Source organism: Micromonospora sp. LOL_013 (assembly GCF_048060315.1).
GTDB lineage: Bacteria > Actinomycetota > Actinomycetes > Mycobacteriales > Micromonosporaceae > Micromonospora_E.
Map to the genome: position 1 here is coordinate 39,974 of NZ_JBHMIQ010000041.1, position 22,131 is coordinate 62,104.

The 22,131-nt window shown below is 69.6% G+C and carries 16 protein-coding genes; all 16 read right to left on the reverse strand.

Features of this window, described 5'->3' with window-relative positions:
* Positions 1 to 125: 125 nt before the first annotated feature.
* Positions 126 to 887 carry a GntR family transcriptional regulator gene (locus tag ACFHWS_RS23510; RefSeq protein ID WP_416551059.1) on the reverse strand — a complete coding sequence of 254 codons (762 nt, stop codon included), beginning with the start codon at positions 885 to 887 and terminating at the stop codon, positions 126 to 128.
* A 119-nt stretch (positions 888 to 1,006) separates the two neighbouring features.
* Entirely contained in the window at positions 1,007 to 2,020 is a 1,014-nt protein-coding gene (locus ACFHWS_RS23515; protein ID WP_416551060.1) for a hydroxyacid dehydrogenase, read from the reverse strand.
* Positions 2,017 to 3,057, reverse strand: a complete 1,041-nt coding sequence (locus tag ACFHWS_RS23520) for an Ldh family oxidoreductase (protein WP_416551061.1) — start codon at positions 3,055 to 3,057, stop codon at positions 2,017 to 2,019. The genes ACFHWS_RS23515 and ACFHWS_RS23520 overlap by 4 nt, the downstream gene beginning before the upstream one ends.
* 63 nt (positions 3,058 to 3,120) lie before the next feature.
* The gene (locus tag ACFHWS_RS23525; RefSeq protein ID WP_416569089.1) at positions 3,121 to 3,897 is read right to left on the reverse strand and encodes a fumarylacetoacetate hydrolase family protein; all 777 of its coding nucleotides are present in this window, start codon (positions 3,895 to 3,897) and stop codon (positions 3,121 to 3,123) included.
* Positions 3,894 to 5,621, reverse strand: coding sequence for a thiamine pyrophosphate-binding protein (locus tag ACFHWS_RS23530; protein WP_416569090.1), 1,728 nt, complete (start codon positions 5,619 to 5,621; stop codon positions 3,894 to 3,896). Before ACFHWS_RS23530 ends, ACFHWS_RS23525 begins: the two co-directional genes overlap by 4 nt.
* 83 nt (positions 5,622 to 5,704) lie before the next feature.
* Positions 5,705 to 7,228, reverse strand: coding sequence for a tripartite tricarboxylate transporter permease (locus tag ACFHWS_RS23535; RefSeq protein ID WP_416551064.1), 1,524 nt, complete (start codon positions 7,226 to 7,228; stop codon positions 5,705 to 5,707).
* 2 nt (positions 7,229 to 7,230) lie between these two features.
* On the reverse strand, positions 7,231 to 7,953 hold the full coding sequence (locus tag ACFHWS_RS23540; RefSeq protein ID WP_416551066.1) for a tripartite tricarboxylate transporter TctB family protein: 723 nt from the start codon (positions 7,951 to 7,953) through the stop codon (positions 7,231 to 7,233).
* On the reverse strand, positions 7,953 to 9,929 hold the full coding sequence (locus tag ACFHWS_RS23545) for an aconitate hydratase (RefSeq protein ID WP_416551068.1): 1,977 nt from the start codon (positions 9,927 to 9,929) through the stop codon (positions 7,953 to 7,955). The genes ACFHWS_RS23540 and ACFHWS_RS23545 overlap by 1 nt, the downstream gene beginning before the upstream one ends.
* Before the next feature lie 4 nt (positions 9,930 to 9,933).
* Positions 9,934 to 11,484 (reverse strand): FAD-dependent tricarballylate dehydrogenase TcuA, encoded by a 1,551-nt coding sequence (tcuA, locus tag ACFHWS_RS23550; RefSeq protein ID WP_416551069.1) that lies wholly within the window; start codon positions 11,482 to 11,484, stop codon positions 9,934 to 9,936.
* Between the two features lie 113 nt (positions 11,485 to 11,597).
* Positions 11,598 to 12,596: a Bug family tripartite tricarboxylate transporter substrate binding protein gene (locus ACFHWS_RS23555; protein ID WP_416551071.1), complete on the reverse strand. Its 999-nt coding sequence runs from the start codon at positions 12,594 to 12,596 to the stop codon at positions 11,598 to 11,600.
* Between the two features lie 121 nt (positions 12,597 to 12,717).
* Complete coding sequence (gene tcuA, locus ACFHWS_RS23560; protein ID WP_416551072.1) at positions 12,718 to 14,247, reverse strand: FAD-dependent tricarballylate dehydrogenase TcuA; 1,530 nt, start codon at positions 14,245 to 14,247, stop codon at positions 12,718 to 12,720.
* 37 nt (positions 14,248 to 14,284) lie between these two features.
* Positions 14,285 to 15,199, reverse strand: coding sequence for a 5-dehydro-4-deoxyglucarate dehydratase (locus ACFHWS_RS23565; protein WP_416551109.1), 915 nt, complete (start codon positions 15,197 to 15,199; stop codon positions 14,285 to 14,287).
* 245 nt (positions 15,200 to 15,444) lie between these two features.
* On the reverse strand, positions 15,445 to 16,221 hold the full coding sequence (locus tag ACFHWS_RS23570) for an IclR family transcriptional regulator (RefSeq protein ID WP_416551073.1): 777 nt from the start codon (positions 16,219 to 16,221) through the stop codon (positions 15,445 to 15,447).
* Between the two features lie 72 nt (positions 16,222 to 16,293).
* Complete coding sequence (locus ACFHWS_RS23575; RefSeq protein WP_416551074.1) at positions 16,294 to 17,511, reverse strand: MFS transporter; 1,218 nt, start codon at positions 17,509 to 17,511, stop codon at positions 16,294 to 16,296.
* On the reverse strand, positions 17,508 to 20,486 hold the full coding sequence (locus ACFHWS_RS23580; protein ID WP_416551076.1) for an FAD-binding and (Fe-S)-binding domain-containing protein: 2,979 nt from the start codon (positions 20,484 to 20,486) through the stop codon (positions 17,508 to 17,510). The genes ACFHWS_RS23575 and ACFHWS_RS23580 overlap by 4 nt, the downstream gene beginning before the upstream one ends.
* Positions 20,487 to 20,505: 19 nt before the next feature.
* Positions 20,506 to 21,936, reverse strand: coding sequence for an aldehyde dehydrogenase family protein (locus ACFHWS_RS23585; protein WP_416569091.1), 1,431 nt, complete (start codon positions 21,934 to 21,936; stop codon positions 20,506 to 20,508).
* Between the last annotated feature and the right edge of the window lie 195 nt (positions 21,937 to 22,131).

Here is a 22,131-nt window from a genome sequence, read left to right on the forward strand (position 1 = left end):
CGATCTGGTCGCACAACACGGCGATCACGCGACCACTGTCGGCCATACCCATGACGATAAGCAGCAGGTCCCCGATCATCCGCTCGTGACGCAGACCCGACGGGGCATACAACGCCTCGGTCGCCTCACACGACGGTGGTTGCCTCGCTAGCCTGGGCAAGCACCCCGGCCGGCTCGACAACGTCGATCCCCAGGTGGACGAGGAGCGGGTCTGCCCAGGTCGTCGGCACCTGCTCGCCGCTGACCTCGGCCACCTGCCGCATCAGCAGGGTTCCGGTGCGGACGATGTGTCCACCCATCCGAGCGGCCGCCGCTGCCGGGTCCCCGGCGGCAAGCGCGTCGAGGATCGGCGCGTGCTCGCGTTCGATCTCCGCCAGGTCCCGGGAGCGGTGCACGGTTGACGCGCCCCGCGCCTGAGTGGCGTCCCGCAGTGCGGCGACGCCGGCCGAGAGCCGCCGGTTGCCCAGCACTGAACTGATCGCGTCGTGCAGCGCCCGGTCATGCTTCATGAACCGGGCTTCGTCGTTGCCCCGCGCCGCCTCGTGCATCGCCGCGAGCTGCTCCCGGAGGGCTGCCTGGAGTTCCTCGCCGCCGTACACCGCCGCGTACGACGCCGCCGGAACCTCCATGATCAGACGGAGTTCGAAGACCTCCCGGATGTCGTCGACCGTGACGCCACGGATCCGGATGCCCCGGTTGCGCTCGACCCGGACCATGCCCGTGTCGGCCAGCCGCAGGACCGCTTCGCGGACCGGGGTACGGGAGACTCCGTAGGCGTCGGCGAGCTTGTAGACGGAGTGCAGCGATCCCGCCTTCAGTTCACCAGAGATGATCGACTCCCGCAGCATCGCGTGTACGCGATCCGTGGTGTTGACCCGATCAGCCATCACGTTCCCCCCCGGGATGAGGAGATCCCAGCGTCATCGTCTCTCCACTCGGCGTACCATCCTGGTGGGAGAATCCCCACGAGAAAGATACCGACCCGGCCTCCGCGGCATTGCATCGGCTAAGCCCCGCCCGGGCCGATTTCGGCCTCGTTGACCGCGCCCGCCGCGCCCGCACCCCCCAGAACGTCGACGATTCGGCGGACCGCCAGGTCTCCCTGTCGTCGGGTGGCGTCCCGGGTCCGCCCGGCCCGGTGTGGCGACAGGACCACGTTCGGCAACGCGAAGAGAGGATCGTCATCCGGCGGCGGTTCCGCGGCAAAGACGTCGATACCGGCGCCGGCCAGACGCCCCGACGCGAGTGCCTCGTGGAGCGCCACCTCGTCAACCACACCACCGCGCGAGACGTCGACCAGCACCGATCCCTCCCGCATGACGGCGAACTGCGCCGGGCCGAGCAGGTTGCGGGTGCCCGCCGACCGCGGCACGTGCAGGGAGACCACGTCACTGCGGCTCAGCAGGTCGGGCAGGCCGAGGGCCGCCTCGGCGCCCCGCTCGGTGATCCAGCTCGCCGGCCGGGTCGGGTGGTAGGCGAGCACCTCCATACCGAAACCGTGCCGGGCCGTACGGGCGACCTCGACTCCGATGTGGCCCAGGCCGACGATCCCCCACCGCTTCCCAGAGAGTTCGCCACCGGGATCCTGTTCCCGGTCGGCGAACCGTCCCTCGCGTACGGCCCGGTCCCACCGCGGGATCTGCCGTAGCACCGCCAGCGCCAGGGCGAAGGTCAGCTCGGTCACTGATCGGGCGTTGGATCCGGCGGTGTTGAAGACCGGCACCCGAGCGGCACTGGCCGCCGCAACGTCCACATTATCCAATCCTACGCCGACCCGGCAGATAACCCGGAGCCGTCGGGCCCGGCGCAGCAGCGCCGCGTCCAGCTTCTCGGTCCGGATGAGCAACCCATCCACGCCCTCGATCACGTCGGCGAGCCGCTCGGCCGCCGATCCGAAGCCGAACCGGAGATCGGCCCGGCCGGCTAGCCAGGTCAGGGCCGTCTCGTCGATCGGCTGGGTGACGAAGACGGCTGGCCGGCCGGCGGGCGAAGGCGGCCGCGGAGTCGGCTGCTGCGTCATCGGGACAGACCGAGGTCGTCGAGCAGGCCGAATAGGCCCTGCCAGGTGGCGTCGTCGATCTCGATGCCCGACTCGCGGCGCCGCGCAGCGGTCCGGAGCTCCAACTCGCCCGGGTAGAGCACCTCGTCGAATCCCTCGGCGACCGGCGTCTGCTTGAGGTAGTCGATGAAGTCGGCGACGGAGCGCTGGAAGTCCGCCAGGTCCCGCAGGCGGGCGACGTCGAAGACGGCGATGAAGATCCCGTCGTTGTGCCGGCCCTTCGGGTCGATGCCGAACCCGAGTCCGGTCAGCAGACCGCAGAACATCTCCACTACGAAGGAGAGGCCGTAGCCCTTGTGCGCCTGGTCTCCGCCGAGCGGAAGCACGGTGCCGCCGTCGTAGTAGTCGTTCGGATCGGTGGTCGGCTTGCCGTCCTTGTCGAGGATCCAGCCGGTCGGGATCTGGTCACCCCGGCTGCGGGCCACGTGCAACTTGCCGATCGCGACCGCCGACGTCGCCATGTCCAGCAGAACCGGACCGTCGCCATCGCTGTTAGGCGCGGCGAAGCAGATCGGGTTGGTACCGAGCCGAGAGGTCCGTCCGCCAAAGGGCGCCACCGACTTCGGCCCGAGACCGGAGTCGGCCATCATCATGGCGATCATGCCCTCCTCGGCCGCCATCGTGGCGTAGCCGCCGAGCCGGCCGACGTGGCTCTGATGGTGAACGGTCGCCATCGCGACGCCGCTCTCGCGGGCCTTGCCGATCGTCTCCCGCATCGCCCGCTCGGTGACCACGAACCCGAAACCCCAGTTGCCGTTGATCACGGCCGACGTCGGGATCTCCCGCTCGATCTCGTACCTCGCGCCAGGAACGATGTGTCCCTTGTCGATCGCCGCCGCGTACGCCATGGTCCGGATGACCCCGTGCGAGTCGTGGCCGACCAGGTTCGCCTCCACCTGGTGCCGGGCGACCGTCGCCGCCTCCTGCGGCGTTGCCCCCTTGGCCTGGTAGATCTTCTCAAGGACGTCGCGTAGTTCCTGCTCGCTAAAGGTTGGCATTGTCGTCTCCTTCTCGGACTGGCTGCGCAATCGGGCGGTCCGGGTGGCCACCCCGGGCGGCGGTCACGGCCGAGGGGAGGCGACGACGTGGTGGCGCAGCACGCCGACCCCACCGACCTCGATCTCTACCTCATCGCCGGGCACCAGCGCACCGGTGCCACCAGGCGAACCGGTCAGCAGGACGTCCCCGGGCAAAAGGGTCGTGAACTGCGAGATGTAGCTGACCAAGAACCGGACGCCGAACGTCATCTGGGTCGTCGACCCCTCCTGACGCAGGTCCCCGTTGACCCGGCACCGCACGTCGACACCGGTGTCGATGTCAATGTCGGTCCCGATCCAGGGGCCGATCGGGCAGAACGTGTCGAAACCCTTACCCCGGGTCGGGTGCGGGTCGGCGCGCTGCAGGTCCCGGGCGCTTACGTCGTTGGCGCAGGTATAGCCGAGGACATGATCAAGGGCGTCGGCCTCCGACACGAAACGGGCGGCCCGGCCGATCACGACGGCCAACTCCGCCTCGTGCTCGACGTGGGTGCTCATCGTCCGGGGCGGCAGTACCACCGCGTCGCCGGGACCGACCAGGGTGGTCGGCGGCTTCATGAAGATCGACGGCACACCTTCATTGGTGAACCCCATCTCGGCCCGGTGCGCCTCGTAGTTCTTGCCGAGGCAGAGCAGCTTTGACGGGGTGACCGGGGCGAGCAGTTGCGCCGCCGCGACCGCGACGACCTCACCGGTTTCCCGGTACTCCCGGTACGGGTCGGTGTCGATGTAGTGCAGGTTGTCGTCGCGGACGATGCCCCAGGCCGGACCGTCGGCACCACGTACGCAGGCGAATCTCATGCCTCTTCCTCTCGTGTCGCCGTCGCCGCCGCTCGTACGGCGCCGAGCCGGGTGTCCGGGGTCGACTGGTCGGCATCGGTGACCAACTCGATCAGAGCTGCCCGCCCGGCCTCGCGCGCCCTGCGCAGCGCGGCGGGGAAGTCCTCGGTCCGCCGCACCTGCTCGGCGTGCGCGCCGAACGACTCGGCGAAGGCCACGAAGTCCGGGTTTCGGAGTTCGGTGCCGATCACCCGGCCGGGGTAACGCTTCTCCTGATGCAACCTGATCGTGCCGAACTGGTTGTTGTTGGCAACTATGACGATGACCCGCAGGTCGTACTGCATGGCCGTGGCCAGCTCCTGGCCGGTCATCATCAGGCAGCCGTCACCGGCGAAGGCGACCACGGTCCGGTCCGGAAAGACGATCTTCGCGGCGAGGGCGGCGGGCAGGCCGTACCCCATGGCACCGCTGGTCGGACCGAGCTGGGTCGGATGCTCGGTGAACTCGTAGAAACGGTGACACCAGGCTGTGTAGTTGCCGGCGCCGTTGGTGATGACGGTGTCCCCCGGCACAGTCCGGCTCAGGTGCGCGACCACCTGCGCCAGATCGACGGCGAGCGCCGACGGGCCGGGGGTCGAGCGCTCCAGGTGGGCGGCGCGGGCCTCCTCGCGCCAGGCCGCCCACGGTGGCGACCATGTCGTACGCGGTGGTCGCAGCGCGGCGAGCCGCGCGCTGAACTCACGCGGACCGGAGTTGATCGCCAGGTCCGGCTGGTAGACCCGCCCCAGCTCCTCCGGGCTGGCGTGCACGTGGATCAGCCGCTGCCGCGACCGTGGCGCCTCGACCAGCGAGTAACCCGCTGTCGTCATGTCGCCGAGCCGCGCGCCGACCACGACCAACAGGTCCGCCTCACTGATCCGGCGGCCGAGTTCCTGGCCGGCACCGGGGCCGAGGCTGCCGACGTAGCACTCCGAGCGGTGGTCGACGAGATCCTGTCGGCGAAACGAGGTCGCCGCCGGAATGTCCCACTCCCGCGCGAACCGGGTCACCTGGCCGGCCGCCGCCTCGTTCCAGCCGCCGCCGCCGACCACCAGCAGCGGGCGGCGCGCCGCGACGAGGGCATCGGTCAGGCTGGCCAGGTCCGAGCTGGCCGGGTTCGCCTGGACCCGCTGGTAGCGGCGCGCGTCCGGCACCCGGACCAGCGCCGAGAGGACGTTCTCCGGCAGCGCCACGACGACCGGGCCGGGCCGGCCCGAGGTCGCAGTCACGAAGGCCCGGTGCACGATCTCGGGCAGCCGACCGGGATCGTCGACCTGGGTGGCCCACTTCGCCAGGCCGGAGAAGACCTGCCGGTAGTCAAGCTCCTGGAACGCCTCCCGACCGATGTGCCCCAAGCTGACCTGGCCGACGAAGAGGATCATCGGTGTGGAGTCCTGCTGCGCGGTGTGCACCGCGATGCTGGCGTTGGTGGCTCCCGGCCCCCGGGTCACGAAGCAGATGCCCGGCTCGCCGGTGAGCTTGCCGTACGCCTCCGCCATTGTCGCCGCACCACCCTCGTGGCGGCCGACGTAGAGCGAGATGGCGTCACCGGCGTCGTAGATCGCGTTGGTGGCGGCGAGGTAGCTCTCGCCGGGTACGCAGAAGACGGTGTCGACACCGTGGAGCAGCAACTGATCGACGAGCACCTGCCCACCGGTCCGCTCCCCTGAGGCGACGGCCCCGGAGTTCTCCTCGGCGATGTTCATGTGCGTTCGTTCCTTCCCGTTGAGCGGTCCGGTCACGAGTCCGTCGAGCGATCCGGTCACGGCCCCGTGCGGGTGTGATCCGGTCACGCCTCGACCCTGCTGTGCTGGCGAGCCCGGACGGTACGTACGGCCCGCTGGGTGAGCGGCAGCGTGGCGACGGCGAGGGCGAGCAGCATGATGACCCGGGAGGTCGGGGACCCGACGAAGATCGTCCAGTCACCCCGGGATGCGGTGAGTCCTCTGCCCCACTGCTCCTCCATCAACGGACCGAGCACCAATCCCAGGACGGCCGGTGCCAGCGGGAAGTCGCAGATCCGCAATACCAGCCCGACCATGGCGAATATGATCATCAATTTGAGATCGGTGGCGTTGCGGGCGAGGCTGAAGACGCCGACGGTGGAGACGACCAGGATCATCGGGTAGAGCAGTGCGGTCGGCACGCTCAGCAGCCGGACCCAGAGTCCGATCAGTGGGATGTTGAGGACGATCAGCATCAGGTTGCCGACGAGCATGCTGGCGATGACGGCCCAGACGAAGTCGGGGTTGTCGCGCAGCAGCAGCGGTCCGGTCTTGACCCCGAAGCCCTGCAACGCGCCGAGCATCACCGCCGTCGCCGCTGACCCCGGGATACCGAGCGCGAGCAACGGAACCAGGGAGCCGCCGGCCGCCGCGTTGTTCGCCGCCTCCGGACCGGCGAGCCCCTCGATCATTCCCTTGCCCCGGCCGAACATCTCCGGGGTCTTGCTGATGTTGCGCTCCACGCCGTACGACAGGTAAGAGGCGACCGTGGCGCCAGCACCGGGAAGCGAACCGACGGCGAAGCCGAGCGTGGCTCCCCGCAGCCACGGTCCGACGCAGCGGCGCCACTCCTGCGCCGTCATCAACAACTTGCCGACAAGCGCCCGGCCCCGGGATTTACCGGAGCGGCGGACCGCGCCGAGGACGAAGAGCACCTCGACGACGGCGAAGATCCCGATCGTGACGAGTTCGAAGTCGATGCCGTTGTAGATGGCGAGGACCCCATACGTGAACCGGTTGGTCCCGCTGACCGCGTGGATGCCGATCGTGCCGATCGCCAGGCCGAGCAGCGCGGAGAAGGCGGCCTTGAGCGGCCGGCCACCGAGCATGCTCGTCGTGGCCAGGGCGAGTACGGCAAACGCGAAGTACTCCGCTGGCCCGAAGGTGAGCGCCACCCGGGCCAGCGGTTCGGCAACCAGCGCCAAACCGAAGGTGGCGAGGATGCCGGCGACGAACGACCCCATGGCGGCGGCGAGCAACGCCGCCCCGGCCCGACCAGAGAGCGTCATCCGATAGCCGTCGAGGACCGTGACCACGGAGGAGGACTCCCCCGGGGTACTGAGCAGGATCGAAGTCGTCGCGCCGCCGTACATGGCGCCGTAGAAGATTCCGGCGAACATGATGATTGCACCGGTTGGATCGCCGAGGGCGAAGACGACGGGCAGCAGCAGGGCCATCGTGACCGACGGGCCGAGGCCCGGCAGCACGCCGACAGCCATCCCGATGGCGGCGCCGATCAGCGCGTAGAGCAGGTACTCCGGCTGCAGGACCGTGCCGAAGGCGGCGAAGAGGTTCCCGAAGGCGTCCATGATCAGATCAATCCGGTGAGGATGCCGGCGGGCAGCTGGACCCCGAGCAGCTCGGTGAAGATCAGGTGCACCGCGCCAGCGAAGAACACCGCGACGATGACGTTACGCGGCCACTTCTTCGGGGTCAGGTAGGTGGAAAGGCCGGCGAGGAAGAGCGCCGTCGAGACGAGGAAACCGAGCGTCGAGAAGAGCATGATGTAGGCGACCAGGGCTGCGACGGTGGCCCAGGCGTCCCGCCAGGAGGTGATCCGGTCCGTTTCGTCGTCCACGTCGTCGGCCACCTCCGTTCCGGCGGCGCGGGCCCGGCGGTCTCGATGAATCTTCAGGAGTTCGGTTCCTGCGATGGCCACCGTCACGATCACCATCAGTACGCCGAGCAGCGTTGGAAATCCCCGTGGCGAGACGATCAGGGTCCGGGCCGGCAGGGTGATCGTCATCGCCTGCCAGAGGTAGATCACCGAGAACGCAGGCAGGACACCAATCAGGCAGGCCCGCCGGATGATCGCCGCCACCGGCCCCAACGGCGGCAGCTTCTCGCCCGACGAGGTGTCCTTCAGCTGGTCGGCCGGGGCCGGGTCAGCCGGGGCCGGGTCAGCCGGGGCCGGGTCAGCCGGGGCCGGGTCAGCCGACGGACCGGTCACCGGCGCCAGATTCCGCCCCGGCACCGAGACCTGCGTCGGCGTCGTTCCGCCATCAGCGGCCTTGGGTTCGGGTTCTCCCCGCATCAGCTTTCCTCTGAGGTCTGTGGCTGGCTGGCCGTACGCACCACGTCGAGCAGACTGCCCGCGAGAACCATGGCGACCTGCTCGCCGTCGAGTCGATGCGTGGTCAGGAACGTGGTGGCGCGGGTGAGATTCTGGACCGTGATCGGTCCGCCCTCGGCGAGTGCCCGCCGGGGTTGGTCGAGGGCGAGCAGGTCACCCTCGGTGATGCCGTCGTGGTCACCGGCATCAACGAACTCGAGGGCGAGCACCCCGAAGTTCGCCAGGTTCCGCCAGTAGATCCGCGAGTAGCTCTTGGCGATCGTGACTCGTAGGCCGAGGTAGCGTGGCGCGAGGACGGCGTGCTCCCGCGAGGAGCCCTGCCCGAAGTTCTCCCCGGCGACGACGAGGTGCCCGCCGGCGGCGGCCCTGGCCCGGCCGACGTAACCGGGGTCGATCCGCTGGTAGGTGAATTCGGCGGTGGCCGGGATGTCGGAACGCAGCGGCAGCACCCGCTGACCGCCGGGGAGGATCTCGTCGGTGGAGACATCGTCGCCGAGTTTGAGCAGTACCAGCCCTTCAAAGGACTCCGGCAGGCCGGTGAAGACGGGCAGGGACTTGATGTTCGGCCCCTTCGTCAGCGATTCCCGTACCCCGCCGGGCGGCGGCGGCCGCAGGAGAACCTGGTCGTTGACGACGTAGCGCCCGGCGGGTGGTTCGACGTACCGGGGACAGTCGATACCGAGCAGATCGGGCAGTTCCCTCGGGTCGGTGATCCGCCCGATCAACGCCGAGGCGGTCGCCGTCTCCGGTGAAACCAGGTGGACCAGGTCGTCGCGGGTGCCGGAACGTCCCGCGAAGTTGCGGGGGGTGGTCCGCAGCGAGGGCAACCCGGAGGCCGGCGCCTGACCCATCCCGACGCAACCGTTGCAGCCGGCCTGGTGCAGCCGGGCGCCAGCCTGCAACAGCGGCGCCAGCAGACCCTCGCCGACGAGGGTCTGCAACGTCTGCCGGCTGGCCGGGTTGATGTCGAAGCTCACCCCGGCGGCGACCTGCCGGTCGCGGACCAGCAGCGCCGGCACGGCCAGGTCACGCAGCCCGGGATTCGCCGACGAGCCGAGGTACGCCTGCCCGATCGGCGCCCCGGCGACCTGGGCCACCGCGACCACGTTGCCGGGACTGGGCGGGAGGGCGATCAGCGGTTCGAGCTGGTCGAGCGCGATCCGCTCGTACGCGTCGTAGCCGGCGTCCGGATCGGCGCGCAGTTCGGTGTGGTCGGCCCCGCGTCCCTCCTGCTCCAGGAACCGGCGGACCTCCTCATCGGCGGGGAACACGCTGGTGACCGCGCCGAGCTCGGTGCCCATGTTCGCGATGACGTGCCGGTCCATGGCGGTGAGGGCGGTCAGGCCGGGGCCGTGATATTCGATCACCCGGCCTGCTGCGCCTGCCACACCGTGCCGGCGCAGCAGCTCCAGGATCACGTCCTTGGCGGAGACCCATTCCGGCAGCGCTCCGGTCAGCTCGACGCCCCAGACCTCGGGCATCCGCAGCGGCAAGGGTCGACCGGCGATCGCCAGCGCGACCTCGAGGCCGCCGACCCCGATCGCGAGCATGCCGAGGCTTCCCGCGGCGGGCGTGTGTGAGTCGGCGCCGACCAGGGTCCGGCCGGGTACGCCGAAGCGCTGCATGTGGACGGCGTGGCTGATCCCGTTCCCGGCCGGGGAGTACCAGAGACCGAAGTGCCGACAGGCGGACCGGAGAAACCGGTGGTCGTCGGCGCTGCGCTCGTCAATCTGCAGCAGATTGTGGTCGACGTAGACGGCTGAGAGCTCGGTTCGCGGGGCGACCAGCCCCATCGCCTCCAGCTCCAACATGACGGTGACCCCGGTCGTGTCGGGGCAGAGGGTCTGGTCGATCCGGAGCGTGATCAGGCTGCCCGGAATGGGCTCACCCGTCACGAGGTGGCCGGCGATCAGCTTCTGGGTCAGGTTCAGGCCCACTGGATCACACCGCCGCCGACTCCCGGGCCTCCGCAGTGCCCTCCGCCGAGGCACTCTCCACGGCAGTGCTCTCGACAGCAGCGGAGGTGCCGGCCCGGCGCCCGAAAACGGACCCTGCGGTGAGGCCGGTGCCGGCCGGGTAGTTGTGGTAGAAAAGCCCGCCCACCAGTTCGCCCGCGGCGAAGAGGCCGGGGATCGGCCGGGAACGCCGGTCCAGAACCCGCCCGCCATCGTCAATACGGAGCCCGCCGTAGGTGAAGGTGATCCCGCAGGTGACCTTGTAGCCGTAGAAGGGAGCGGTGTCCAGCGGCAGCGCCCAGTTCGACTTCGGCGGTTCCAACCCGACGGTGCCGAGACCGTCCTTGACTGCCGGGTCGAACGAGCCCTCGCGGGTGGCGGCGTTGTACTCCTCGACGGTCGCCTCCAGCGCGGCCGGATCGAGCCCGAGTTCTCCGGCCAGTTCGGCGATGGTCCGCGCCTCGAAGCCGGAGACCGAGGCGCCCTCGTACTGGTCGGCACGGAGTAACGGCCGGGTCTTGGCGTCGAAGAGCTGGAAGGCGAGCGCGCCTGGCTGGCGCAGGATCGCGCCGCCGTACTCGGCGTAGGTCAGACCGCGGAAGTCCGCGCCCTCGTCCAGGAAACGCCGGCCCCGGGTGTTCACCACGATGCCCAGCGGATACATGTGCTTGGTCAGCGAGTACGCGAGTTCCCGGTCGCCGCCGTCGGCCGGCGCGGCGGCGTCCCAGGCGACGGCGTGCGCGCCGCTCCAGTGGCCGTACGGCGCGGCGCCGAGGTCGAGCGCCATCCGCAGCCCGTCACCGGTGTTGAACGGCGTACCCCGGACCTTCGCCAGGTCCCATCCGGGGCCGAGGTACTCGGCTCGCATCCTCGGGTCGGCCTCGAAGCCGCCCGATGCCAGCACCACGGTGTTGCCGTCGATCTCGAACCGGCCGTCGGTTCCGGCACACCGGACCCCGGTGACGCGTCCGGTCCCGTCGGTGCACAGTGCCTCGGCCTGGGTGTCGTAGCGGATCTCGATCCCGGCGGCCTCGGCCGCGGCGAGGTGCTGCCGGACCAGGCCCTTGCCACCGTCGACGGTGCCGAGGTAGAGGCCGCCCCAGAACTTGGCCCGACCGTCCTTCTGGAACGACTGGCCCTGGTACATCAGCGTCCAGCGGATTCCCTTGCCGTGCAGCCACCGGATGGTCTCGGCGGACTCCTCGACGAGGATCCGGGTGAGGGCCGGGTCGCAGCGCCCCTTGGTTTGGGTGTACATGTCCTTGAGGAACATCTCGGCGCTGTACGGCGGCAGGTCGGTGGCATTCGCGCGGTCGTCGTCGACCCCGTCCAGGATGGGCCGCAGCGACTCCAGACTCTCCACCACCGCCCGGAAACCGCCGACGGTGAAGTAGCTGTTGCCACCGGCCCACTCCGCTGGCGCCTTCTCAAGGACGACGACGCTGGCACCACGGTCGCGGGCGCCGTGCGCCGCTGAGAAGGCGGCGTTGCCGGCTCCGATGACGATGACGTCGTACTTCTCGCTCGTGCTCTTCACTGCGCACCTCTCCCCGGCGTCAGGACGTCCACTGCGGCTTCTGCTTCTCGGGTGCGGAGTTGGCCGCGGGAGCTGACGCCGTTGTCAACTCCCGCGCCCGGCGGTGGCGGCTCCTAGGTGACGAGGCCGAGGTCGGTGAGGATTCGGCGCAGGTTCTCCTCCTCCTCGCTGAGGAAGGTGGAGAACTCCTCGCGGTTCAGGCCCGTGGTGTCCCAGACGTTCTGGTCGGCGATCGCCTGCCACTGCGGCGTCTCGACCATCTCCATGAGCTTGGTGCTCCAGTACTCCACGGCGTAGTCGGGCATGTTGGGCGGGCCGAACACGCCGCGCCAGTTGGCCTGGGTGACGTCGTAGCCGGACTCGATGATCGTCGGGATGCTCGCCACCCGCTCGACGGTGAGCCGCTCGGGTGCGCTCACCGCAAGCACCCGGGCGTCGCCGCTCTCCACCAGGTTCAGCAGGTCCGGTCCGCCGAAGGAGACGTCGATCTGGCCGCCGAGCAGGTTACTGGCGTTCTCGTCGCCGGGCAGCGGGATGTAGGCAAGGTCCTCGAACTTGACGCCCACGCCGCGGGCGAGTTCGGCGACGACGATGTTGTCCGCACTGCCGAGTGACGCTCCGCCGATAATGACACCACCAGCGTCGGCCTCAATTTCGGACACGATTTCGCCGAGCGACTGGAAGGGCGAGTCATTGCGAACGTATACATAGGTGTATTCGGCGTAGAGACCGGCCAGCGGTACCATTTCCGACAGCCCGACGTTCTGCGACTCCTGCACTGTTGCCGACAGGTTGCTGACGCTCGTCAACAGCAACGTGTCGTCAGCGCCGTCGTGGTTCGAGGCGAGCGTCGCGGTCGCCACCATGCCGGACCCGCCGGGCAGGTTGCTCAACCGCATCTGGGCGTCGACCAGGTCAGCCTCTTGCAGAGCCTGCATCACGCTGTTGATGGCGAGGTCGATGCCGCCGCCCGGCGGGAACGGGGAGTAGATCGTCATCTGGGATTCGGGGTAGGCCGAGCCGGCCTCCTCACCCTTCTCGGATCCGCCAGAGTTGCACGCTGAAAGAGCGAGCACGCACGCCCCAATTCCAGCTATCACTGCCTTGCGCATGTAGAAGCTCCTCGCCATACGTCGATGTTTGTGAGTAGCCAATAAGTATGTCGGACATGGCTGGCGAAATGAGTAGCACGCTACCGGGTGAGTAGCACGCTACCGCTGAACCCAAGCCTCGTCAACGGCCCGAGACGATTGTGTTACCCAGGCGTTTCCCGGCTTGGGGAACGCCCCGTGGCACCGCCGCCGCCGCTCCAGCGGTACGGCCCAGCACCGCACCGCTGGTGAGACCCGAGCCGCCGGGGTAGTTGTGGTAGAACAGCCCACCGACCAGCTCCCCCGCCGCGTAGAGCCCGTCGATCGGCCGATGCCCGGTGTCCAGGACCCGCCCATCGCCGTCGGTACGCAGCCCGCCGAAGGTGAAAGTCACCCCGCAGGTGACCGCGTACGCCTCGTAGGGCGGGCTGTCCAACGGGTTCGCCCAGTTGGACCGGGGTACCGGGAGTCCTGGTGCCCCCCGCCCGTCCCGGATATGCGGCAGGAAGGGCACCTCGGTCTGGACGGCGGCGTTGTACCGCTCGACCGTGCGCAGCAGCCCCGCCGGGTCGACCCCGACCATCCGGGCGGCGAGATCGTCAAGGTCCGCGGCCCGCACCCGGGTGACCTGGCGGATCCGGTACTCGTCGCGCAGCAGCGGGGCGGTGCGCTGGTCGAAGATCTGCCACGCCACCAGGCCGGGCTGGGCCAGGATCGCCCGGCCGTACGCGGCATAGGTGTAGTCGCGGTAGTCGGCGCCCTCGTCGACGAAGCGCTCACCCCGGGCGTTGACCATGATCCCGTACGGGTAGCTGCACTTTTTGAACTGGTCGCCGACGGCGAGCTCGCCGAACTCTGGCGCGTTCGCCTCCCAGGGCACCGCGTGGCAACCGGACCACTGGCCCCGAGGGCTGGCACCGATGGCGAGCGCCATCCGGATGCCGTCGCCGTTGTTGAATCGGGTGCCCCGCACCCGGGCCACGTCCCACCCCGCACCCAGATACCGGGTACGCCACTCCGCGTTGGACTCGAATCCACCCGAAGCCAGGATCACCGAATCCGCCGGTAGGACCAAATCACCGTCCGGCCCGAGCGCACGTACGCCGGTGACCCGGCCCCCCTGCCGGAGCAGCGCCTCGACCCGGGTCTCGTAGCTGATCCTGACGCCGGCCCGCTCGCAGGCGAGGACCAGGGCGTCAACAAGTCCGGGTCCACCGCCGGAGACCGCCACCAGGGGCGCGTTCACCGCCCCCTGCCCGGCACCGCCTGCCGAGGACGGCGGTGTCAGGACCGGGACGAACCTGACGCCAGCCGCCCGCATCCACCGGGCCGTGTCGAAGCTGCGCGACACGACCTGGTCGGTCAGGTCCGGGTCGCACTGGTAGTTGCTCATCCGGGCCAGGTCGTCGTAGAACTCCTCCGCTGGGTACGGCCGATTGTCGATCTGCTCGGCCTGCTCCGGCGGAAGGTCATCGACCAGGGTGCCGAGTTCGGCGCCTCCGGTGATCTCCACCCGCATCGTGCCTGCGGCGAAGGCGGTGTTGCCACCCCGGTCAGCTCGGGGCGCGCACTCCATGACGGTGACGTCGGCGCCGTGTTCCCGGGCCGAGAGCGCCGCGCAGAGTGCCGCGTTGCCGGCGCCGACAACGATCACCCGGATCGGGCCGCTCATCGGGACACCGCAGGGTGGCGTGGGCCGACAGTTTCGGTCATCGGGGGGCGCCGACGAGGTCGAGGCCGTGCGAGATCAGCTCCGCCAGCCGTTGCGTGTGCCCGGCGGAGGGGTCGGTCAGCGGCGGTCGGACCGAGCCGACCTGGCGGCCCCGGATCCGCAACCCGGCCTTGATCAGGGAGACCGCGTAGCCGCTGCCCTGGTCCCGCAGATCGGCGAAGGGCAGGTAGAACTCCCGCAACAGCAGGTCCCGCCGCTCCCGATCGTTGGCTTGGACGCTGCGGTGGAAGGCGACCGCGACCTCGGGAAGGAAGGCGAAGACCGCCGAGGAGTAGCTGGAGACCCCGAGCCCGGCGAAGGCCGCCTGGGAGAGTTCGGCGGTGGGCATGCCGTTGAAGTAGGCCCACCGGTCGCCGCCGGAGAGCCTGATCCGCTGGATCCGTTCCAGATTGCCCCGGCCGTCCTTAAGCCCCACGATGGTGTCGAGTTTGAGCAGCTCGGCGACGGTCTCGGTGGCTAGCTCCACCTGATCGCGGTGGTAGATGATCAACGGCAGTGGGCTGCTAACGGCCACCTGCGAGTAGTGGGCGAGCAGGCCGACCTGGCCGCCGACCACGCCCGGCGGCGGGAACAGCAGCGCCGCGTCAGCACCGGCCCGCTGTGCCCGGGCCAGGAACTCGGCGGCGAGCGCCGCGCCGTAGCCGAGTCCGGAGACCACCGGCACGGCACCTCCGACCACCTCGGTAGCCGTGGCGACCAGGCGTTCGTACTCGTCCAGCCCGAGGGCGAAGAACTCTCCGGTGCCGCAGCCGACGAAGACACCGCCTGGCGAGTGGGCAAGGCCGGCGGCCAGGTGTGCCCGGAAGGCCGGCAGGTCGAGCGCGCCGTGCTCGTCGAACGGGGTGACAGGAAAGAAGAGCAGAGCGTTCTCGCCGATCTCGGCGACAGACATCGACACAATGAATCCTCTCAGTGAGTTCATATATATGAACTAGTTTTCATATCTAGACGACAACGTAAGTGCAGCTCAGAGCCCCGTCAAGAAATGATCACATCGAAGAATGTCCACTTACCATAGATTCGGCCCGACAGCTCACCGAGCGTCGGCGCATGGTCAGATGGGAGAGTGGAGCCGCGGCCGGCGCAGGGAAGACCGGTGCGGTGCGGGATCCGCAGCGGCGCGGCGCGGGACCGGGGTCAGACCAGCGGTCGGAGCCGGGCCAGCAGCGCCTGACGCGCCCCGAGCAGCGACCTAGTCGTGGCCCGCACCTTCGCCTCGTCCAGTCGGGCCACCGGCACCGAACAACTGATCGCCACCAGCGGGAGGTCGTCGTGGCACAGCGCCACCGCGAAGCAGCGCAGCCCGACCGTGCCCTCCTCGCCGTCGATCGCGAAGCCCCGTTCCCGGGTCTGCGCGAGATCCGCCAGAAGGCGGTCGGCTGAGGTCAGGGTCTGCGGGGTCAGGGCGATGTACTCCGCCGGCAGGGACGCCTCAAGCTCCGGCACGGGCAGGGTCGCCAGCATCGCCTTACCCAGCGCCGTGACATGGGCCGGCATCCGTCGGCCGGGGCGGAAGTGCACCCCCAACGCGTGCCGGGAATACTTGGAAAGCAGGTATCGGACGTTCCCCTCCTCCAGCCGCGCCAGGTGGATAGTCTCGTTCAGGCTGTCCCGCAGGCCCTCCATGACATCCTCGGTCAGGCCGATTACGTCCGACTCGTCCAGTCCGGAGAGCCCCATTGCCCGGGCCCGATAGCCGAGGACGAAACCGCCCCGACGGTCGGTGGCCACCCAGCCCTGCCCACCCAGCGCCGCCAACATGGCGTGCAGACTGCTCTTGGGCATCCCGAGAGCTCGATGCAGCTCCATGAAGGACTGCGGTTCCCGGCCGGTGAGCAACTCCAGCAGGCGCAGGGCGCGCTCGGCCGACTTGACCGACGGTGCCGCCCACGCGACCCTCTCCTCGCCGCCCACGTATCACCTCAGTCGCTCTCGTCGAGCCGTGCCGCCCGGTCACCCGGCGTCGACCGATTGTCGATCGCGAGGCTACCGCCTCGGCGAGCCGGGTGGCTCCGGCTCCGCTGGGGGCGACCTCGGAACGCCCACCGCCGAGGCCACCAGGAGCAGACCGAGGAACGGGAAAGCCCAGGACGCGCCGGCGGCACCAGTCGCCACCCCGATCCCGGCCGGCACCAGGACCTGCCCGATCTTGTTGCCCATGATCCGGATCGACAGAGCCGCCCCCCGGGTTCGCGCCGGCACCGCCTGCACCACCAGTGCCATCGTCAGCGGCTGACCGATCCCGAGAAAGAAGCCTGCAGCGACGAGCACCAGCCCGAGCAGCCAGATCCGATTGGTAAGGGGCAACAACGCCATCAGCACCCCCGAGCCGAGAGTGCTCATCAGCAACAGGCGGACCCGGCCCCACCGGGCCAGCATCGGTGGAATGAGCACCCGGGAGGCGACCGAGGCCGCAGCCCGCAGACTCAGCAGCGCCCCGATCGTCGCCGCACCGATGCCGCGTCGCTCACCGAGCAGCGGCAGGTACGCCACCAGCACATCCACCGCCGTCAGTAGCGCAAGACTCGCGAACATTCCGCCGAAGACGCCCGGCAATCGGAGAATCCGGATCGGTCCGGGCGCCACCTCGTCGCCAGGCGGTCCCGGCCGGGACCGCCGGTCCGAGTCTGCGAAGCCCCAACAGAAGATCAGCGCCGCCGCGCTCAGCAGGGCCCCGATGACGAACGCCCGGGTCGTGGTCACCTCGCGGGCCGCCCCGCCACTCAACACCGCACCACCCAGGGCAGGCCCGATCATCTGCCCGACCGAGGCGGCGGCACTGATCAGACCGAAGTCCCGGTCCAGGCTGTGCTCGTCGGAGAGCGCTGCCACCAGGGTCTGCGCGCCGATCATGATCGCCATCGCGCCGAGGCCGAGAATGATCGTCGCGGCCACCAGGACGACCAGGTCGCTGGCGACGACCAGACCCGCGCAGCCCGCCACCAGCAGCAGAATCCCGCCAAGCAGCACCGGGGTGGAGCGCCGCCGGTCCGAGTAGCGCCCGATCGGGATGGCGACCAGCGCGGGCAGCAACGCGTACGCGGCCACCAACAGACCAACCTCCAGCTCGCCGCCGCCGAGGTCGATGACCCGGTAGGTGAGCACCGGTCGAACGACGAAGACCGCGACCTGGGTGATCAGCATGCAGAGCAGCAGCCGCCACAGCCAGCCGGGCAGCCCGGACCGGAGCCGGTCACGGATCATGACCAGGGGCGGGTAGACGGATCGGCGGCTCGGGGATCCGGCGGCGCCGACTCCGCCCCGACCGACCCTGTACCGCCCAGCGCCGACCGGATCACCTCGGCCAGGTGCAGCGCCTGCCGGTCGGTCGCCCCGGCGATCTGGGTCCGGCAGCTGAACCCGTCCGCGACGATCAGGGTCTCCTCGGTGGCGGCCCGGACCTCCGGCAGCAGGACCCGCTCACCGGCCGCCATGGATATCTCGTAGTGGCCCGCCTCGAAGCCGAAGTTCCCGGCCAGCCCGCAACAGCCGGAATCCAGCACCGCGTTGTCGAGTCCGAGATCGGCCATAAGCTTCCGCTCGTCCTGATCTCCGAGGACCGCATGCTGGTGACAGTGCGTCTGGGTGATGGCTGCGCCGGCGATCCGGGGCGGTCGCCAGCCCGGGGTACGGGCCAACAGCGCCGCGAGCGTCGTCGTCGCCTCGGCGGCCCGCTGGGCACGGGGGTCGTCGAGCAGCTCGGGCAGATCCGACCGGAACGCGGCGGCGCAACTCGGCTCCAGTGCCACCATCGGCATCCCCGCCGCGATGAACGGATCGATCGCGTCGAGGCTGCGTCGGGCGACCCGACGCGCGACACCGAGTTGGCCGGTGCTGATCCAGGTCAGCCCGCAGCACTGGACCCCGGGCGCGACCCGGACGTCGTACCCGGCCGACTCCAGCACCTCGACGGCGGCCCGCCCCACCTCCGGGGAGAAGTGGTTGGTAAAGGTGTCCACCCAGAGCAGGACCGGCGTACGCCCCTTCTCGGGCCGGCCACGGCGTGCCCGGAACCAGCCGAGGAACGTCTGCCCGGTGAAGCGTGGGATCTGGCGCTGCGGAGCGATCCCCCCGAGCCGCTTGAGCAGCGGGGCGAGCAGCCGCGAACCGGTGGCCTGGTTGATCAGCACCGGTGCGACCCGGGCCAGCCTCGCCCAGAGCGGCAGGAACCCCATCGAGTAGTGCGACGTTGGTCGAAGCCGACGCTTGTAGTGGTGGTGGAGGAACTCCGCCTTGTACGTGGCGACGTCGACCCCGGTCGGGCAGTCGCTCTTGCAGCCCTTACAGGAGAGGCAGAGGTCGAGCGCGTCACGTACCTCGGTGGAACGCCAGCCGTCGGTGACCAGGTCACCCCGGCTCATCTCGAAGAGCAGGTGGGCGCGGCCTCGCGTCGAATGCAGCTCGTCCTTAATCACCATATAGCTGGGGCACATCACCCCACTGGAGGTGTCCCGGCACTTCCCCACTCCGATGCAGCGCCGGGTCGCCTTGGCGAAGTCGCCGTGGTCGTCGGGGTACGAAAAGACGGTTGCTAGCGGTAGGGGGCGGTAGCCGCTGCCGAGCCGCAGGTTCTCGTCGACCCGGAACGGGCGCACGATCATGCCCGGGTTGAGCCGGTTGTCGGGATCCCAGACGCCCTTGAACCGGGCGAAGAGTTCGATCACCTCGGGGCTGTACATCCGGGACAGGAACTCGCCTCGGGCCTGGCCGTCACCGTGTTCCCCGGAGAGCGAACCGCCGTGCGCGGCGACCAGGTCGGCGGCCTCACCGACGAAGGACCGGAACCGCCGTACCCCCTCGTCGGAGAGAAGATCGAAGTCGAGCCGGACGTGGACACAGCCCTCGCCGAAGTGGCCGTAGGTGACGCCGTGCAACCCGTACTGGTCACGCAGTGCCTTGAAGTCGCGCAGGTAGCCGGCCAACCGGGCCGGCGGAACCGCCGCGTCCTCCCAGCCGGGCCAGGCCTCGGCGGAGCCCGCCATCCGGGTGGCGATGCCGGCGCCGTCCTCCCGGATCCGCCAGAGCCGGCGCTGCTCGGCAGCCGGGACCACGACCTCGCGGCCGAGCGCGGCGCAGTCACCGGTGATCTTCGCGGCGGCCTGCCTGGCTGCGTCCAGGCTCGCCGCGCCGACCTCGACGAAGAGCCACGCCTGGCCCTCGGGGAGCAGCGACCAGAGTTCGTCGTCGCCGCCAGCCGGGTCCAGCGTGTTGACGAGTTCCCGGTCCAGTCCCTCGATTGTGAGCGGCTGGTGCGGTAACAGGTTCGCGACGTCCTCCGCCGCGGCGCAGTCGTCGTCGTAACCCAGGACCAGAAGCACCTTCGCCGCCGGTACCGGCACCAGTCGAACGGTCGCGCTGAGCACGATCGCGCACGTCCCCTCGGTACCGACCAGCGCGCGCGCCAGGTTGAACCGGTTCTCCGGCAGCAACTGGTCGAGCGGGTAGCCGGAGATCCGGCGGCTGAAGCCGGAGAGTTCCCGGCGCAGAATGGCGAGGTTCTCCTGCGAGAGTCGGCGCAGCTCACGGTAGATCTCGCCGGCTCGACCTGGCTGGGCGACGAGTTCATTGATCCGGGCGGGGTCGGCCTCGCCGACCGTCATCCGGGTCCCGTCGTAGAGCAGGATGTCCAACTCGACGACGTTCTCCGCGGTGGTGCCGTACGCCACCGAGTGGGAGCCGCAGGCGTTGTTGCCGATCATGCCGCCGATGGTGCAGCGGCCATGGGTGGAGGGATCCGGACCGAAGGTGAGTCCGTGTGGTGCGACCGTACGGCGCAGCGAATCCAACAGGACCCCAGGCTGAACCCGCGCGGTCCGGGCCACCGGGTCGACCGCCAGGATCCGGTCGAGGTAACGGGAGGTGTCGATCACGACACCGCCGCCGCAGGCCTGTCCCCCGAGGCTGGTCCCGCCGCCTCGGAGCACCACTGGGGCGCCGACATCCCGGCAGGCCACCACCGCCGAGATGAGTTCCTCCTCGGTCCGCGGCAGGACGACGCCGAGGGGCAGCTGTCGGTAGTTGGAGGCGTCCGAGGCGTACATCGCGCGGGCCGCCGTGTCGAACATGCCGCCGGGCAGAACCGCCTGCAGTCGCCGCCGCAGCTCTGCCGTCTCGGTCTCCGGGGCCGTCACCACTACCTCTTCCTCCCGGGTGGGTACCGCCGCTCGGGGGGTTCCCACCGCAGCCGATCGGATCCGGTCAGGCCCGCAGATAGGAGGTCCTGGTCGAGGTGTAGAAGTGGCGGGCGTGCTGGCCCTGTTCGCGGGGGCCGTAGCTGGATCCCTTGCTGCCGCCGAACGGGACGTGGACGTCCACCCCCGCCGTCGGCAGGTTGACCATCACCATGCCCGCCGCCGCGTTGTTCCGGAAATGTTCGGCGTGCCGTAGCGAGGTGGTACAGATGCCGGCGGTGAGGCCGAACTCGGTGTCGTTCGCCACCGCGAGCGCCTCGTCGTAGTCGGCCACCGGCAGGACCGCCGCGACCGGGCCGAAGATCTCCTCCCGGTTCACCCGGTGGTCGTTCGCCGCCCCGGTGATCAGGGCGGGGGCAAGGTAGTAGCCCGGAGTCGCCCGTTGCACCAGGTCGCCGCCGTACACCTCGGCGTCGGCGTGGGCCAGTTCGATGTACTCCAGGTCCGTCGCCAGCTGCCGCTCATCGACCACCGGGCCGATGTCGGTGCTCTCCGAGAGGGCGTCGCCGACGGTGAGGGTGCGCATCCGGTTCACCATCGCGGCGACGAACCGGTCTTGGATGGCCTCTTCCACGATGAGCCGGCTGGATGCGGTGCAGCGCTGGCCGGTCGAGAAGTACGCACCCTGGATCGCGCAGTCGACGGCGAGGTCGAGGTCGGCGTCGGCCATCACCACGAGCGGATTCTTGCCGCCCATCTCGAGCTGGACCCGGGCCAGGCGGCTCGCCGCGGCGACCGCGATGCCCCGGCCGACACCGACCGAGCCGGTGAAGGTGACCGCGTCCACCCCGGATGACTCGGTGATCGCCGAGCCCACCGTCGAGCCAGGCCCCATCACCAGGTTGAGTACGCCGGGCGGGAGTCCGGCCCGATGCAGGCAGTCGACGATCGCGTGGGCGCAGGCGGGGACCAGATCTGCCGGTTTGAAGACCACCGTGTTGCCGTACGCCAGTGCGGGGGCGATCTTCCAGGCCGGAATCGCCATCGGGAAGTTCCAGGGCGTGATGATGCCGACGACGCCGACAGGTTCCCGGATGATGTCGACGGTGACGCCGGGCCGGGTCGACGGGATACGCTCGCCGCCCATCCGGAGTGCCTCGCCGCTGAAGAAGCGGAAGAGGTGACCGGCCCGGGTCGCCTCGGCGACCGCCTCACGGACCGGCTTGCCCTCCTCTCGGGCGAGTAGCCGGCCGAGTTCGTCGACGCGTCCCAACAGCTCGGCGGCGACGGCTTCGAGGATGTCTGCGCGTAGCTGCGGCGAACTGCGGGCCCAACCGGGGGCGGCAGCGCGGGCCGCGGCGACGGCGTCGTCGACGGCAGCTCGCCCCGACTGCGGATAGAGCCCCACGAAATCTGCAGTGTTGGATGGATTCACGTCCGGACGGTGGTCGTCGGCCGCGACCCACTGGCCGTCAATGTAGTTCATCTCTGCCTGCACCGGGGAAGAGTAGCATGCCACTCTGTCGAGTTGGCCCGATGCTCCTGGTCAGGGGCGCTGCTCCTATGGATGTCCATCGGCGAGTTCAAGATCGTTTACCTCACCATGGACCTCGGCGAGCGAGCCTGTAGGACCCTGATGGCTTATTCGGTGTAGGTCAGGCGGCGAGGGTGAAGTCGAGGCGTTGGAGGTGTG